This window comes from Mesorhizobium monacense, from assembly GCF_056781675.1.
Genome location: NZ_CM165567.1, coordinates 5,093,220 through 5,106,796, shown reverse-complemented (window position 1 = coordinate 5,106,796; position 13,577 = coordinate 5,093,220). Strand labels below are relative to the sequence as shown.

11 protein-coding genes, 1 other RNA gene and 2 pseudogenes are annotated in these 13,577 nt (G+C 64.5%); 11 read left to right on the top strand and 3 right to left on the bottom strand.

What is annotated here, in order from left to right; translation table 11 throughout:
- Positions 1-24 precede the first annotated feature (24 nt).
- Positions 25-444 carry an HIT domain-containing protein gene (locus tag AC1RUK_RS24480; RefSeq protein WP_120015023.1) on the bottom strand — a complete coding sequence of 140 codons (420 nt, stop codon included), beginning with the start codon at positions 442-444 and terminating at the stop codon, positions 25-27.
- A 202-nt stretch (positions 445-646) separates the two neighbouring features.
- On the opposite strand from AC1RUK_RS24480, the gene ffs reads away from it, so the two are divergent.
- The 11 genes from ffs to AC1RUK_RS24425 all read left to right on the top strand — a co-directional run bounded on the left by ffs (position 647) and on the right by AC1RUK_RS24425 (position 11,744).
- Positions 647-743: signal recognition particle sRNA small type (gene ffs / locus AC1RUK_RS24475), an RNA gene on the top strand.
- 105 nt (positions 744-848) lie between these two features.
- A complete protein-coding gene (locus tag AC1RUK_RS24470) occupies positions 849-2,651 on the top strand; it encodes a DNA polymerase III subunit gamma/tau (RefSeq protein ID WP_481838595.1) in 1,803 nt (600 codons plus the stop codon).
- Positions 2,652-2,668: 17 nt separating this feature from the next.
- Positions 2,669-2,992, top strand: a complete 324-nt coding sequence (locus tag AC1RUK_RS24465; protein ID WP_120015025.1) for a YbaB/EbfC family nucleoid-associated protein — start codon at positions 2,669-2,671, stop codon at positions 2,990-2,992.
- A gap of 217 nt (positions 2,993-3,209) precedes the next feature.
- Complete coding sequence (locus AC1RUK_RS24460; protein WP_481838596.1) at positions 3,210-4,205, top strand: cell wall hydrolase; 996 nt, start codon at positions 3,210-3,212, stop codon at positions 4,203-4,205.
- Between the two features lie 121 nt (positions 4,206-4,326).
- Positions 4,327-4,932, top strand: a complete 606-nt coding sequence (recR, locus tag AC1RUK_RS24455; RefSeq protein ID WP_006199390.1) for a recombination mediator RecR — start codon at positions 4,327-4,329, stop codon at positions 4,930-4,932.
- 24 nt (positions 4,933-4,956) lie between these two features.
- Positions 4,957-6,273, top strand: a complete 1,317-nt coding sequence (locus AC1RUK_RS24450) for a lytic murein transglycosylase (protein ID WP_481838597.1) — start codon at positions 4,957-4,959, stop codon at positions 6,271-6,273.
- Between the two features lie 257 nt (positions 6,274-6,530).
- Positions 6,531-8,168: an ABC transporter substrate-binding protein gene (locus tag AC1RUK_RS24445; protein WP_481838598.1), complete on the top strand. Its 1,638-nt coding sequence runs from the start codon at positions 6,531-6,533 to the stop codon at positions 8,166-8,168.
- An 18-nt stretch (positions 8,169-8,186) separates the two neighbouring features.
- On the top strand, positions 8,187-9,254 hold the full coding sequence (locus AC1RUK_RS24440) for an ABC transporter permease (protein ID WP_481838599.1): 1,068 nt from the start codon (positions 8,187-8,189) through the stop codon (positions 9,252-9,254).
- Positions 9,251-10,171 (top strand): nickel transporter permease, encoded by a 921-nt coding sequence (gene nikC, locus AC1RUK_RS24435; RefSeq protein WP_481838600.1) that lies wholly within the window; start codon positions 9,251-9,253, stop codon positions 10,169-10,171. Before AC1RUK_RS24440 ends, nikC begins: the two co-directional genes overlap by 4 nt.
- Positions 10,168-11,001 (top strand): ABC transporter ATP-binding protein, encoded by an 834-nt coding sequence (locus tag AC1RUK_RS24430; protein WP_481838601.1) that lies wholly within the window; start codon positions 10,168-10,170, stop codon positions 10,999-11,001. Before nikC ends, AC1RUK_RS24430 begins: the two co-directional genes overlap by 4 nt.
- Positions 10,998-11,744, top strand: a complete 747-nt coding sequence (locus AC1RUK_RS24425) for an ABC transporter ATP-binding protein (RefSeq protein ID WP_481838602.1) — start codon at positions 10,998-11,000, stop codon at positions 11,742-11,744. The genes AC1RUK_RS24430 and AC1RUK_RS24425 overlap by 4 nt, the downstream gene beginning before the upstream one ends.
- Positions 11,745-11,780: 36 nt before the next feature.
- Here AC1RUK_RS24425 and AC1RUK_RS24420 read toward each other — a convergent pair.
- Together AC1RUK_RS24420 and AC1RUK_RS24415 are read right to left on the bottom strand one after the other, a co-directional pair.
- A pseudogene (locus AC1RUK_RS24420) lies at positions 11,781-12,896 on the bottom strand (efflux RND transporter permease subunit); the annotation flags it as partial.
- Positions 12,897-12,954: 58 nt separating this feature from the next.
- Positions 12,955-13,422 (bottom strand): annotated as a pseudogene (locus AC1RUK_RS24415) (efflux RND transporter periplasmic adaptor subunit); the annotation flags it as partial.
- Between the last annotated feature and the right edge of the window lie 155 nt (positions 13,423-13,577).

The following is a 13,577-nucleotide window of genomic DNA, read 5'->3' as shown; positions in this document are numbered from 1 at the left end:
CTCAGGATGGACTCGGGAGTCTGCTTATAACGCCGCCTTGATCGTTTGGGCAAACCGGCGGATGTCGGACTTTTGGTAGGGCTCGCGCATGCCGTGCCCCCAGACCGGCCCCGGCCAGCCCGGATCGCCCTCCGAGCGCGCGATGACATGGACGTGCAGCTGGCGCACGATATTGCCGAGCGCGCCGGTGTTGATCTTGGTGCAGCCGGTGGTCCTTTTCAGCGCCTGCGCCACCATGTTGGTCTCGAAGGTCAGCATCGCCTGGTCGAGCGGCGTCATGTCGTGGATTTCTTCCACGCCCGGCCGCTGCGGCACCAGGATCAGCCATGGCCAACGGCGGTCGTTCATGACCCTGAGTTCGCACAGGCCAAGCCACATCAGCTGCTCGCTGTCCGCCTCCAGCCTGGCGTCGAGCGTGAATCCGGCCTTGAGGCCCGGCAGCATAGGCGTTTTCCTCACGTTTATGGGCTTCGCAGCGCTTTTTTTGACTCATGGACGCTAGAGCGGCTGCAAGGGGGCTGCAAGCGATTCATTGGCCGGTATTGCGGATTTGAAGGCCTGTCGGGCGAAGAACCTTCCGGGGCTTCGTGGCGCCGATTCTCGTGCGCCCTTGCATTTCATCGCCGAATTGCCGATATGGAACGCGGGAGGTTGGTGGTGGACGATCCACTCGCCAACCGGGTCAGGTCCGGAAGGAAGCAGCCCTAACGAGCCCGGAACGGGTCATTGTTCCAGCCTCCCGCCTCTTCGCCTTACTGTCGCAACATTGACGGCGCCAAGCCGTGCGGGCGAAACTATGCGCAGGAATCGGCCGCCTTCCGTCGCGGTCCTGGGAGCTTTGACGGCGAATGAGCGAAGCCGGAAATTTGGGGACGGACAAGGCCGGCGCCTACCGCGTCCTGGCGCGCAAATACCGTCCCTCGAATTTCTCCGAGCTGATCGGCCAGGAGCCGATGGTCCGCACGCTGACCAATGCCTTTGCCTCCGGCCGCATCGCCCAGGCCTGGATGCTGACCGGCGTGCGCGGTGTCGGCAAGACGACGACGGCCCGCATCCTGGCACGCGCCCTGAACTACAAGACCGCCACCGTCGACCAGCCATCGGTAGACCTTGCCGTTTTGGGCGAGCATTGCCAGCCGATCATGGAAGGCCGCCATGTCGACGTCATCGAGATGGACGCCGCCTCGCACACCGGCATCGACGATATCAGGGACATCATCGAGCGCGTGCGCTATGCGCCGGTGTCGGCCCGCTACAAGGTCTACATCATCGACGAAGTGCACATGCTCTCCACCCAGGCTTTCAACGGCCTGTTGAAGACGCTGGAAGAGCCGCCGCCGCACGTCAAATTCATCTTCGCCACCACCGAAATCCGCAAGGTGCCGATCACCGTTCTGTCGCGCTGCCAGCGTTTCGACCTCAGGCGCATCGACGCCGGCGCGCTGGTCGCGCATCTCTCGTCCATCGCCGGCAAGGAAGGCATTGCGGTCGACGACGACGCGCTGGCGATGATCGCTCGCGCCGCCGAAGGCTCGGCCCGCGATTCGCTTTCCATTCTCGACCAGGCGATCGCCCATGGCAGCGGCGCGGTCAGCGCCGAAGCCGTGCGCGCCATGCTGGGCCTTGCCGACCGTGCCCGCATCGTTGACCTGTTCGAACATGTCATGAAGGGCGACGTCGCGGCGGCACTCGCCGAATTCCGCAACCAGTACGACACCGGCGCCGATCCCGCCGCCGTGCTGACCGACCTTGCCGAGTTCAACCATCTTGTCACTCGCCTGCGCTTCGTGCCGACCGCCCTCGATGACGCCTCGCTGTCCGAGGACGAGCGCCGGCGCGGCGCCGATTTCGCCAGGACGCTTTCGGTCCGGGTGCTGTCCAGGACATGGCAGATGCTCCTGAAAGGCATCTCCGAGGTGCAGTCGTCCAACCGGCCGGTCAGTGCCGCCGAAATGGTGCTGATCCGGCTCGCCCATGCCGCCGACCTGCCGACGCTGGACGAGGCGCTGAAATCGCTGGAAGGCGCCGCATCGGTTCCCAATGGCGCGCCGCGCTCGAATGGGGGCCCCGCTAACCCCGGCAATGGCGGCGGTGCCAGCGCGGTGGCGCAGACACGCATGCCGACGACCGGCGGCGGTGCGCAGACGATGCGGCTGGTCGAGGCCGAGCCGCTACCCGCCGCTTTCGTGCCGGCACCGGAACCGATCGCCGAAGTGCCCGTGGTTCCGGTGAAATCGCTGGCCGACATCGCCGCGCTCGCCGACGTCAATCGCGACATCGCCTTCAAAGTGCTGATCAAGCGCTGCGTGCGCCTGGTGCGCATCGAGCCCGGCCGCATCGACGTCAGCTTGACTGACGACGCGCCGAAGATGCTGCTCAACGACCTGACAACCAAGCTGCGCGCCTGGACCGGCCGCAACTGGCTGGTGTCGCTGTCGAAGGAAGCCGGCGGCCAGACAATGGCCGAGGTGGAATCGACGAAACGCGAAAATGCTTTCCTCGATGCCAAGAGCGATCCGACGGTTGCCGCCATCCTGGCGCGCTTTCCCGGCGCCAAGATCATCGACGTGCGCATTCCTGACACGCCGGAAGTCGACGACGCCGAGGCCGAGCTGCAGGTCGAATCGGCGGCGGACGACGAAGAAAACTGAAAACTGAGGACCTAACGATGAAAGATCTTCTCGGCCTGATGGGCAAGGCGAAGGAAATGCAGGCCAAGTTCCAGGCCATGCAGGACGAGATCGCCACGCTGGAAGCCACCGGCCAGGCAGGCGGCGGCCTGGTCGTCGTGACGCTGACCGGCAAGTTTGAGATGAAGTCGCTGAAGATCGATCCGTCGCTGTTCAAGGAAGACGAGGTCGAGATCCTCGAGGACCTGCTTCTCGCCGCTCACAATGACGCCAAAAATAAGGTCGAGCAGGTCATGCAGGAGAAGACCAAGGCGCTGACGGCAGGCTTGCCGATCCCGCCCGGAATGAAATTGCCGTTCTAAGCCGGCTCCAACCAGTTAATTGATTATGAACGGAAATTGGACGCCGGGGCTGTTGTTAGGACTTTCCCCGGCTTAGTTCACGCTGTCATTTCCGGGCATTTATAAAGTTTTACCTATGCTGCACGAATGCTAATCCTTTAGCCATCTTTTTGCCGTTAAGAGTCTCATTCTTGCCACATCTCGGGGCGGGCTGGCAGCTGGAAATGAGGCATTTTTGTTGATCGCGACGCGATGGAAGACGCCGCTGCTGCTCAGCATCGTCACTTCTCCCCTGTTCCTGGCCGGTTGCAGCCAGACCACCACGCACGGCATGTCGGTCGCCAGCCTGACCAACGCCATCACGCCAAGCTTCCTCAGCACACGCGCTTACGGCCACACGCCGAAGGAGAAGGAGTGCCTGGAGCGGGCGATGTTCTTCGAGTCCAACCGGTCGAGCCGCGACGGCATGATCGCTGTCGGCACGGTGGTGATGAACCGGCTCCGCTCGGGCCAGCATGGCAACACCATCTGCGAAGTTGTCGGTGAGAAAGGCCAGTTCGCGCCGGGCGTGATGACGCGGCCGATGAACTCCAAGGCGATGCCCGATGTCGAGGAAGCCGCCGAGGCGGTGCTCAAGGGCGAGCGCAAGGGCAAGCTGAAGAACACGATGTTCTTCCACACCGCCGGCCTGCGCTTCCCCTACAAGAACATGCACTACACGATGGTCGCCGGCGGCAACGCCTTCTATGAGAAGCGCGGCCGCAACTGGAAGCCGCTGCCGGACGAGCCCCAGACGATGGTTGCCTCTGCGACGCCTCGGTCATCGGAGGCCGCCGCGCCGGTGACGCTCGTGGCTTCCGCGGAACCTTTGCCCGGTGTCAAGGCGACCACCGTCAAGGCGACGACTGCCAGGGCGACGGCCGACAAGACAGTTCCCGCCCAGGCAGCCCCCGCCCAGGCAACCTATGTCACCGCTGCAGTAGCGCAGCCGACGAAATCCTCGCGCGTCGCTGCGGCGGTGAAATCCGCGCCGCCCAAGCAGACCGTTGTGGCGATGCAGGAGCCCATGCAGGAACCGGACGCTTCCCGTTTCGGCGGACCCGCACCCCAGCAGGCCATCACCTCGTTCCCGGCGCCGCAAGAGGCAGCGATGGGGTTCCAGTCGACGCCTGAGAACACCGATGCCATCGGCGCGCTGATCGTCAGCCAGAGCCGGCCGCTCGAAACCTACTAAGGAACGGTCGGCGCTCAGCGTCTTGGCTGGGCGTCCTGGGCTGACTGGTTTCGGCAGGTAGCGTGCGGACGCGTGGCGCTGCGCTGTTCCAAAGCGCGTGGAAAAATCCTAGATCAGTGCGATGTCCAAGCGAATCGCCGGTCCCGAGATCGAACGCCTGATCCAGCTCCTGGCCAAGGTGCCGGGGCTCGGTCCCCGTTCGGCTAGGCGTGCCGCCCTTCATCTCATCAAGAAGAAGGAGCAGCTTTTGTCGCCGCTCGCCGCCGCCATGGGCGAGGCGGCCGACAAGGTGCGCATTTGCACCACCTGCGGCAACGTCGACACCTCCGACCCCTGCATGATCTGCACCGATCCGCGCCGCGACGCCGCCACGCTGATCGTCGTCGAGGATGTCTCCGACCTGTGGGCGCTGGAGCGGGCAGCCGCCATGAACGTGCGCTACCATGTGCTTGGCGGCACGCTGTCGCCGCTCGACGGCATCGGCCCCGAACAGCTCAACATCCGCTCGCTGGTCGACCGTGTGGCGGGTGGCGAGGTGAAGGAGGTCATCCTCGCCGTCAACGCCACCGTCGAGGGCCAGACTACGGCTCACTATTTGACGGATCAGCTTTCCGGCTTCGAAATCAAAGTCACTCGTTTGGCGCATGGCGTGCCGGTCGGCGGGGAGCTTGATTATCTCGATGAAGGCACGCTTGCTGCCGCGCTTCGCTCGCGGACGGCGTTTTGACGCAATTGGCGGGGAGGATCTGTGATGAGCGGTTTTCCTGAAACGATTGCACTCCGTCCCACCCCCCTCGGCAGGACAGAGCGGGGTGTGAAGGAACGCCAATCTCTCAAATTGGCTCTGCTTTACGTCTTCGCGGCGCTGATCGCGCTCCTCGCCACCTTCCCCGCCTCCGCCGCAAAAATCGACGACCAGTTCTATGCCTGGCTGCAGAACGACCTCTGGCCCGAAGCCAAGGCCAAAGGCATCTCCAAGAAAACCTTCGACGAGGCCTTCATCGGCGTGAAGCCGAACCTCAAGCTGCCCGACCTGGTCATGCCCGGCGAGAAGCCGACGACGCCGCAAAAACAGCATCAGGCTGAGTTCGGATCGCCCGGCGCCTATTTCGCCGAGAAGACCGTTCGCGCCGTCACCGCCGGCGGACGGACGCGCGAGGGCGCCAATGCAAGGGTGCTCGGATTGCTCGAGAAGCGCTACGGCGTGCCGGGCGAGGTGCTGCTGGCGATCTGGGGCCGCGAAAGTGGCTTCGGCGCGGCCAAGATGCCTTACGACGCCTTCGAGGTGCTGGGCACCAAGGCATTCATGTCGACCAGGAAGGACTTCTTCCGCACCGAGCTGCTGGCGGCACTCGAGATCGTCGAGCGCGGGCTGGCCCCGGTTGGGGCGATGAAATCGTCCTGGGCCGGCGCGCTCGGCCAGCCGCAATTCATGCCGACATCCTTCCTCAAACATGCCGTCGACTTCGACGGCGACGGCCGGCCCGACATCTGGAACTCGGCGCCTGACGTGCTCGCCTCGATCGCCAACTATCTCGTCCACTATGGCTGGGTGAGGGGCCGCGGCTGGGGGTTCGAGGTGACGGTGCCGCAAAAAGTCTCCTGCTCGCTCGAAGGACCAGACCAGGGCAAGAAGATCTCCGAATGGGTGGCGATGGGCATCAGGCGCGTCGGCACGAAAGCCTTCCCGACAAGCGAATTGAAGGCCGGGGGCTTTCTCCTGATGCCGGCCGGGCGTAGCGGCCCAGCCTTCATCGTCACGCCCAATTTCTACGTGCTGAAGGAATACAACACCAGCGACCTCTACGCCCTGTTCATCGGCCATGGCGCCGACCGCATCGCCAACGGCGACTCGAATTTTACCGGCAGTTGGGGGCCGGTCGGCGGCCTGCACAGATCCGACATCGCCGCCCTGCAGCGGGCACTCGAGGCCGAGGGCTACGATGTCGGCAGCGCCGACGGCCTGCCCGGCTTCAAGACGCGCCGCTCGATCGGCAACTGGCAGGCAAAGAACGGCCGCGCCGCCACCTGCTTTCCGGACGCCGATCTGGTCGCAGTGCTGAAGTAGCCCAGACATTAGCAGTGTTTCCCGATTGGAGGCATTGGTTAGCCGGCGTTTGCCTCGGCTTGGCAAGCCGTTCTGGACCAATATACGGCCTTGCAAATGCTCGTTGCCGGCTCGGAAGCCGCCGGATATGGTGTTGACCAACTGGACAAAAACCACGACGCTAAAGGGTCATGGGGCCGTCGTTCGGCCCTAAAGAATTCTGCAATCCTGAGCCGGGAACTCAGGTCAACAAACCGACAAAACAGGGAACGATCACCATGATGCTGGAAAAGTTTGCTCTCCGCTCACGCGCATTGCTTGCAGGTGCCGCACTGTCCGCGCTGCTCGTAGCACCCGCGTTTGCCGTCACGCCCGCCGACACGCTGGTCGAAGGTTTCGCCATCGACGACATCATATCCATGGATCCCGGCGAGGCGTTCGAGCTGTCGACCGCGGAGGTCACCGGCAACACCTACGATCTTCTCGTTCGCCTCGACCTCAGCGACACTTCCAAGGTCAAGGGCGACCTTGCTGAAAGCTGGACCGTCTCCGACGACGGCCTGACCTACACCTTCAAGCTCAAGCCCGGGCTTAAATTCGCTTCCGGCAACCCGATCACGGCGGCCGACGTCGCCTATTCCTTCGAGCGCGCCGTCAAGCTGGACAAGAGCCCGGGCTTCATCATCAGTCAGTTCGGCATCAGCGGCGACAATGTCGCCGAGAAGGCCAAGGCCGTCGACGACACGACCTTCCAGTTCACCGTCGACAAGGCCTACGCGCCGAGCTTCGTGCTGAACTGCCTGTCGGCCACCGTTGCTTCAGTGGTCGACGCCAAGGTGGTCAAGGAGCATGTCGCCGCGGTGACGCCGAGCGCCGACTACAAATGGGACAACGACTTCGGCAATGCCTGGCTGAAGACCGGCTATGCCGGTTCTGGCCAGTTCAAGCTGCGCGAATGGCGCGCCAACGAAGCCGTCGTCATGGAGCGCAACGACAATTACAATGGCGAGAAAGCCAAGCTCGCCCGCGTCATCTACCGCAACATGAAGGAGAGCTCGGCACAACGTTTAGCGCTCGAGGCCGGCGACATCGACGTTGCCCGCAACCTCGAGCCGAACGATCTCGACGCCATCGCCAAGAATGCCGACCTCACCACCACCGGCGCGCCCAAGGGCACGGTCTTCTATATCAGCCTAAACCAGAAGAATCCGAACCTCGCCAGGCCCGAGGTTCGCCAGGCCTTCAAATATCTGGTCGACTACGACGCGCTGAGCTCGACCATCCTCAAGGGCATCGGCGAAATCCACCAATCCTTCCTGCCCAAGGGCGACCTGGGCGCAATCGACGAGAACCCGTTCAAGCTCGACGTCGCCAAGGCCAAGGAACTGCTGGCCAAGGCCGGCCTGCCCGACGGCTTCAGCGTCACCATGGATGTGCGCAACGGCCAGCCGATCACCGGCATGGCGGAATCGATCCAGCAGACGCTGGGCCAGGCCGGCATCAAACTGGAGATCATCCCCGGCGACGGCAAGCAGACCCTGACCAAGTACCGCGCTCGCAACCACGACATCTATATCGGCCAGTGGGGCCAGGATTACTTCGATCCGAACTCCAACGCCCAGACCTTTGCCTCGAACCCCGACAATTCGGATGCCGGCAAGACCAAGACGCTGGCCTGGCGCAACGCCTGGGACATTCCGGACCTGACCAAGCAAACCGAAGCCGCCCTGCTCGAAAAGGACTCGGCCAAGCGCGCCGAGATGTACAAGGATCTGCAGAAGACGATCCTCGACACCAGCCCCTTCGTCGTCATCCACCAGCAACTGGAAGTGGCCGGCCTGCGCAAGAACCTCAAGGGCTTTGCGCTCGGCCCGAGCTTCGACACCAATTTCGTCGGTTCGGTCTCAAAGGAGTGATGCCGGCGGACGCGCCGCATGAGCGCGGCTGAAAACCAGGTGGCGGCAGGGCGCGGCAGTGCCCGTGCCGTCACTGTTCTATCATCGATCGGCCGCTTCCTGGTCATCGCGATCACGACCTATCTCGGTCTTCTCGCGGTGACCTTCTTCATCGGCCGCGTCATCCCGATCGACCCGGTGCTGGCGGTGCTGGGCGACCGGGCGCCGGCCAATGTCGTCGAGCGCACCCGTCGCGAGATGGGGCTCGACCTGCCGCTGATCGAGCAGTTCTACATCTACGTGAAAGGCGCGCTGAACGGCGATTTCGGCACCTCGGTGCTGACCACCAACCCGGTGATGACCGACATCCGCCGCGCGTTTCCGGCGACCATCGAACTGGCGACGCTCGGCACGCTGATCGGCTCGGTCATCGGTGTGCCATTAGGCGTGCTGGCAGCAGTCCGGCGCGGCAGCTTCATCGACCAGATCGTGCGCATCCTCGGCCTGATCGGCTATTCCGTGCCGATCTTCTGGCTGGGCCTGCTCGGGCTTGTCCTGTTTTACGCCAAGCTGCAGTGGGTGGCTTTCCCGGCGCGGCTCGACGTCGTCTACGAATACACCTTCACGCCGATCACCGGCTTCTATCTCCTCGACGCGGCGATGCAGGGGCAGTGGGATGTCTTCTACGACGCCTTTCGCCACATCATCTTGCCGGCCTCGCTGCTCGGCTATTTCTCGCTCGCCTATATCAGCCGCATGACACGCTCCTTCATGCTGAACGAGCTTTCGCAGGAATACATCGTCGCCGCGCGCGCCAAGGGCCTGTCGGAACGGCGCATCATCTGGTCCCACGCACTGCGCAACGCCGCGGTGCCGATGGTCACGGTGATCGCGCTCTCCTACGCCGGGTTGCTCGAAGGCTCGGTGCTGACCGAGACGGTGTTCTCGTGGCCGGGCATCGGCCTCTACATCACCAATTCGCTGCAGAACGCCGACATGAATGCCGTGCTCGGCGGCACCATCGTCATCGGCTCGGTCTTCATCGCCATCAATCTTTTCTCCGACCTGCTCTACCGGGTGCTCGATCCGAGGACCAAGGCAGGATGAGCGCGGAAACAATCCAGACCCGCCGCGACTGGCTGCTCAGCGATCGGCCGGCCTCGCGCATGCAAGCAAGGCTCGGCCGTGCCTATGTGGCCTGGCGGCGCTTTTCCGCCAACCGGCTGGCGTTTGTCGGCCTGCTCATCATCATCGGACTGCTTGTGGTCGCGGCCTTCGCCGACGTGCTGGCCCCCTATTCGCCGACCATTGGCGACCTCAAGGGCTCTCGCTTGCTGGCGCCAAGTGCCGCGCACTGGTTCGGCACCGACGATCTCGGCCGCGACATCTATTCGCGCATCATCTACGGCTCGCGTTGGACGCTCTACGTCGTCATTCTCGTCGCCATCATCGCAGCGCCCATCGGCCTGCTGGTCGGCACCGTCGCCGGCTATGCCGGCGGCTGGACCGATGCCATCCTGATGCGCATCACCGACATCTTCCTCGCTTTCCCGAAGTTGATCCTGGCGCTGGCCTTCGTCGCCGCCCTTGGCCCCGGCATCGAGAACGCGGTGCTGGCGATCGCCATCACCTCCTGGCCGCCCTATGCCCGCATCGCGCGCGCCGAGACGCTGACGGTGCGCAATTCGGATTACATCAAGGCAGTGCAATTGATGGGCGCCTCGCCGTTCCGCATCGTTCTGCGCCACATCATGCCGCTCTGCATCTCCTCGCTGATCATCCGCGTGACGCTCGACATGGCCGGCATCATCCTCACCGCCGCCGGCTTGGGCTTCCTCGGCCTCGGCGCGCAGCCGCCGCTGCCGGAATGGGGCGCCATGATCGCATCCGGCCGCCGCTTCGTGCTCGACCAATGGTGGGTGGCGGGCGCGCCGGGCTTCGCCATCCTCATCGTCAGCCTCGGCTTCAACCTGCTCGGCGACGGCCTGCGTGACGCGCTCGATCCCCGGAGCGGTGACCAATGAGCGCGCTTCTCGAAGTCGACGACCTGTGCGTCAACTTTCCGACCCGGACCGGCCTGGTCCAGGCGGTGCGCGGCGTTTCCTTCTCGCTCGGCCGCGAGCGGCTCGGCATCGTCGGCGAGAGCGGCTCCGGCAAGTCGCAGACCGGCCGCGCCATCATGGGCTTGACGCCGCCGCAAGCCGAGGTGACGGCGAAAAAGCTAGCCTTCGACGGCATCGATCTGCTGGCGGCGCCGGCCCGCCAGCGTCGGGCGCTGCGCGGAAAACGCATCGCCATGATCCTGCAGGATCCGAAATATTCGCTCGACCCGGTGATGAGCATCGGCCGTCAGATCGTCGAGACGCTGCGCACGCATGAGAAGGTCGGAAAAGCCGAGGCGCGCGAGCGGGCGCTGGCTATGCTGGAGGCGGTGCAGATCCGCGACCCGGCCCGCGTCTTCGATCTGCATCCGCACCAGGTCTCGGGCGGCATGGGCCAGCGCGCCATGATCGCCATGATGCTGATCGCCGGTCCGGAGATGATGATCGCCGACGAGCCGACTTCGGCGCTCGACGTTACCGTGCAGCTCGATGTGCTCGGTATTCTCGACAGACTGGTCAGCGAGCGCGGCATGGGGCTGATCTTCATCTCGCACGATCTGCGCCTGGTCTCTTCCTTCTGCGACCGCGTCATCGTCATGTATGCCGGCAAGGTGGTTGAGCAGCTCAAGGCATCGGAGCTCCGCGACGCCCAGCATCCCTACACGCGCGGCCTGCTCAATTGCATGCCAAGGATCGGCTTCGAACGCCACCCGCTGCCGGTGCTCGACCGCAAGCCGGAGTGGGCGGCATGAATGCCGCGCTTTCCATCGACGGGCTGGAGGTGGTCTTCGACCGCTTTCGCGCACTGAGAGGCGTCAGCCTCGAAGTCAAATCAGGCGACTCCTACGGGCTGGTCGGCGAGAGCGGTTCCGGCAAGTCGACGCTGCTGAAAGCCATCGCCGGTCTCGCGCCGGCCGCATCGGGCACCATCGCCGTCAACGGCAAGACGCTCGGCACGCGCCGTGACAAGGCCTTCTACCGCGAGGTGCAGATGGTCTTCCAGGACCCCTATGGCTCGCTGCATCCGCGCCAGACAGTCGACCGCCTGCTGCAGGAGCCGCTCGCCATCCACGGCTTTGCCGATGGCGAGAAGCGCATTCAGCGCGCGCTGGACGAGGTGGGCCTCGGAACCGGTTTCCGCTTCCGCTATGCGCATCAACTCTCCGGCGGCCAGCGCCAGCGCGTGGCGATTGCGCGGGCACTCATCCTCGAACCGTCGATCCTGCTGCTCGACGAGCCGACCTCGGCGCTCGATGCCTCGGTGCAGGCCGAAGTGCTCAACCTGCTGGAAGAGATCCGGCGGCGGCGCAAGCTCACCTTCCTGATGGTCAGCCACGACCTCGCCATCGTCACCCATATGTGCGAGCGGCTGATGGTGATGCAGAATGGCGAGGCGGTGGAAAATCTCACGGCGAGCCAACTGATCGGGCATCGCGTGACCAAGGACTACACGCGCAACCTGCTCAGGGCGAGCGAAGGATTTGTGAGGGTGTAACTTCTATCGCTTACGTCGCAACTCGAATTTTCTGCCTCAGGCTGCCCCACCTTCCGGCACCGTTTTGCCTTGTGAGCTTTCGCTCTCCTGCGCCTGCTTCGGCTCCTTGATCCTGAACCACGTCACATAAAGCGCCGGCAGGAACAGCAGCGTGATTGCCGTGCCGGCGATGATGCCGCCCATCATGGCGTAGGCCATCGGCCCCCAGAACACTTCGCGCGCGATCGGGATCAGTGCCAGGCTGGCGGCAGCCGCCGTCAGCGCGATCGGCCGCATGCGGTGCTCGGTCGCCTCGATGACGGCCGCCCAGCGATCCTTGCCTTCGGCGACGAGGTCTTCGATCTGCACGATCAGGATCACAGAGTTGCGAATCAGGATGCCGATCAGCGCCAGCACGCCGAGAATGGCGACGAAGCCGAGCGGCGCGCCGCTGGGCACCAGTGCGGCCACCACGCCGATCAGCCCGAGTGGCGCCACCGCCACGACCAGGAACAGGCGCTGGAAGCTCTGCAACTGCACCATCAGGATTGTCGCCATGATGAACAGCATCAGCGGCACCACGGCAGCGATCGGGCCCTGGCTGTTGGCGCTCTCCTCGACCGAGCCGGCGGTGGCAACCGAATAGCCCGGCGGCAGCTTGGCGATGAAGGCATCGACCGACGGCTTCAATTCGTTGACGGTGGCGGGCAGCACGTCGCCGACCAGCCCGGCGCGCACGGTGATCGTCGGGATGCGGTCGCGGCGCCATACTGTCGGCTGTTCGAGCTCGTAGCGGAAGTTGGCCACCGCCGCGAGCGGGATCGACTCGCCGGTGCCGGTCGGCAATTGCATGTTCTGCAGCGTTCCGATCGAGCCGCGTTCGGCCTCGCGCGAGCGGGCGACCACATTGATCAGGTAGGTGGCGTCGCGCACCTGGGTGATGGTGACGCCACCGACCGTGCTGTTCAGCGCGCTGGCGATGTCGGAGGAGGTGATGCCGAGCTGGCGCGCCTTTTCCTGCAGCACGTCGACCCGCAGCACGCGCTGCGGCTCATTCCAGTCGAAGGTGGGGGCTGCCAGCTTCGGATTGGTGGAAATGATGCCGGCGAACTGCTGCGCCAGGTCGCGCACCGTCTGGATGTCGGGACCGCCGACGCGGTACTGCACCGGGCGAAACCAGCGTCTCCTGCACGTTGAAGACCGCGTCGCGATCGCCATCCTCGGCGATGGTGAAGACGGTCTGCGCCGCCTGCACCACCTGTCCGGCTTCGACCTGGCGGGCGGTGATCAAACCGGCCGCACCTGCCTTGAGCTCGGTAAAGGACAGGTTCTCCTTGGCATTGGCGAGCGCGCTCTGGGCTGCGTCGAGGCTGCCTTGCGCCACCTTCGACGCCTGGTCGGCCGCGTCGTACTCTCGCCTTGTGGTGAAGCCCTGTGCGAGCAGCGTCTTCTGCCGCTCGAAGGCGGCCGCGGCCTGGGTCAATTGCGCCTGCGCAGCGTCGAGATCGGCCTGCGCCGAGCGCCGGTCGGATTCCTGTTCCTGCGGATCGATGCGGGCGAGCATGGCACCCCGATCAATGTGCTGGCCGACATCGACAAGCCGTTCGGCGACGCGGCCGCCGACACGGAACGACAAATTGTTCAGCGTGCGCGCGGCGATCACGCCGGTGAGCGAGGTCCTCGGCGCATAGTCGGCCATCGCCACTGTCTCGGTGCGCACCATGACGGGCAGCTTCTTGTCGGCCGCCTCCTGCTTCTGGCAGTCGGTCAGAAGCAGCGGCAGCACTGCAAAAACGAGAATGGCGCGAGTGGTCGGGAATGACAAAAGGCGGGGGGAGGACGGCTGCGGGGCGG

What these genes read in the sequence shown, in the direction of transcription:
- AC1RUK_RS24480 (WP_120015023.1), bottom strand. Translation starts at nt 444, where the DNA reads ATGCTGCCGGGCCTCAAGGCCGGATTCACGCTCGACGCCAGGCTGGAG.
- AC1RUK_RS24470 (WP_481838595.1), top strand. Translation starts at nt 849, where the DNA reads ATGAGCGAAGCCGGAAATTTGGGGACGGACAAGGCCGGCGCCTACCGC.
- AC1RUK_RS24465 (WP_120015025.1), top strand. Translation starts at nt 2,669, where the DNA reads ATGAAAGATCTTCTCGGCCTGATGGGCAAGGCGAAGGAAATGCAGGCC.
- recR (WP_006199390.1), top strand. Translation starts at nt 4,327, where the DNA reads ATGTCCAAGCGAATCGCCGGTCCCGAGATCGAACGCCTGATCCAGCTC.
- AC1RUK_RS24450 (WP_481838597.1), top strand. Translation starts at nt 4,957, where the DNA reads ATGAGCGGTTTTCCTGAAACGATTGCACTCCGTCCCACCCCCCTCGGC.
- AC1RUK_RS24445 (WP_481838598.1), top strand. Translation starts at nt 6,531, where the DNA reads ATGATGCTGGAAAAGTTTGCTCTCCGCTCACGCGCATTGCTTGCAGGT.
- AC1RUK_RS24440 (WP_481838599.1), top strand. Translation starts at nt 8,187, where the DNA reads ATGAGCGCGGCTGAAAACCAGGTGGCGGCAGGGCGCGGCAGTGCCCGT.
- nikC (WP_481838600.1), top strand. Translation starts at nt 9,251, where the DNA reads ATGAGCGCGGAAACAATCCAGACCCGCCGCGACTGGCTGCTCAGCGAT.
- AC1RUK_RS24430 (WP_481838601.1), top strand. Translation starts at nt 10,168, where the DNA reads ATGAGCGCGCTTCTCGAAGTCGACGACCTGTGCGTCAACTTTCCGACC.
- AC1RUK_RS24425 (WP_481838602.1), top strand. Translation starts at nt 10,998, where the DNA reads ATGAATGCCGCGCTTTCCATCGACGGGCTGGAGGTGGTCTTCGACCGC.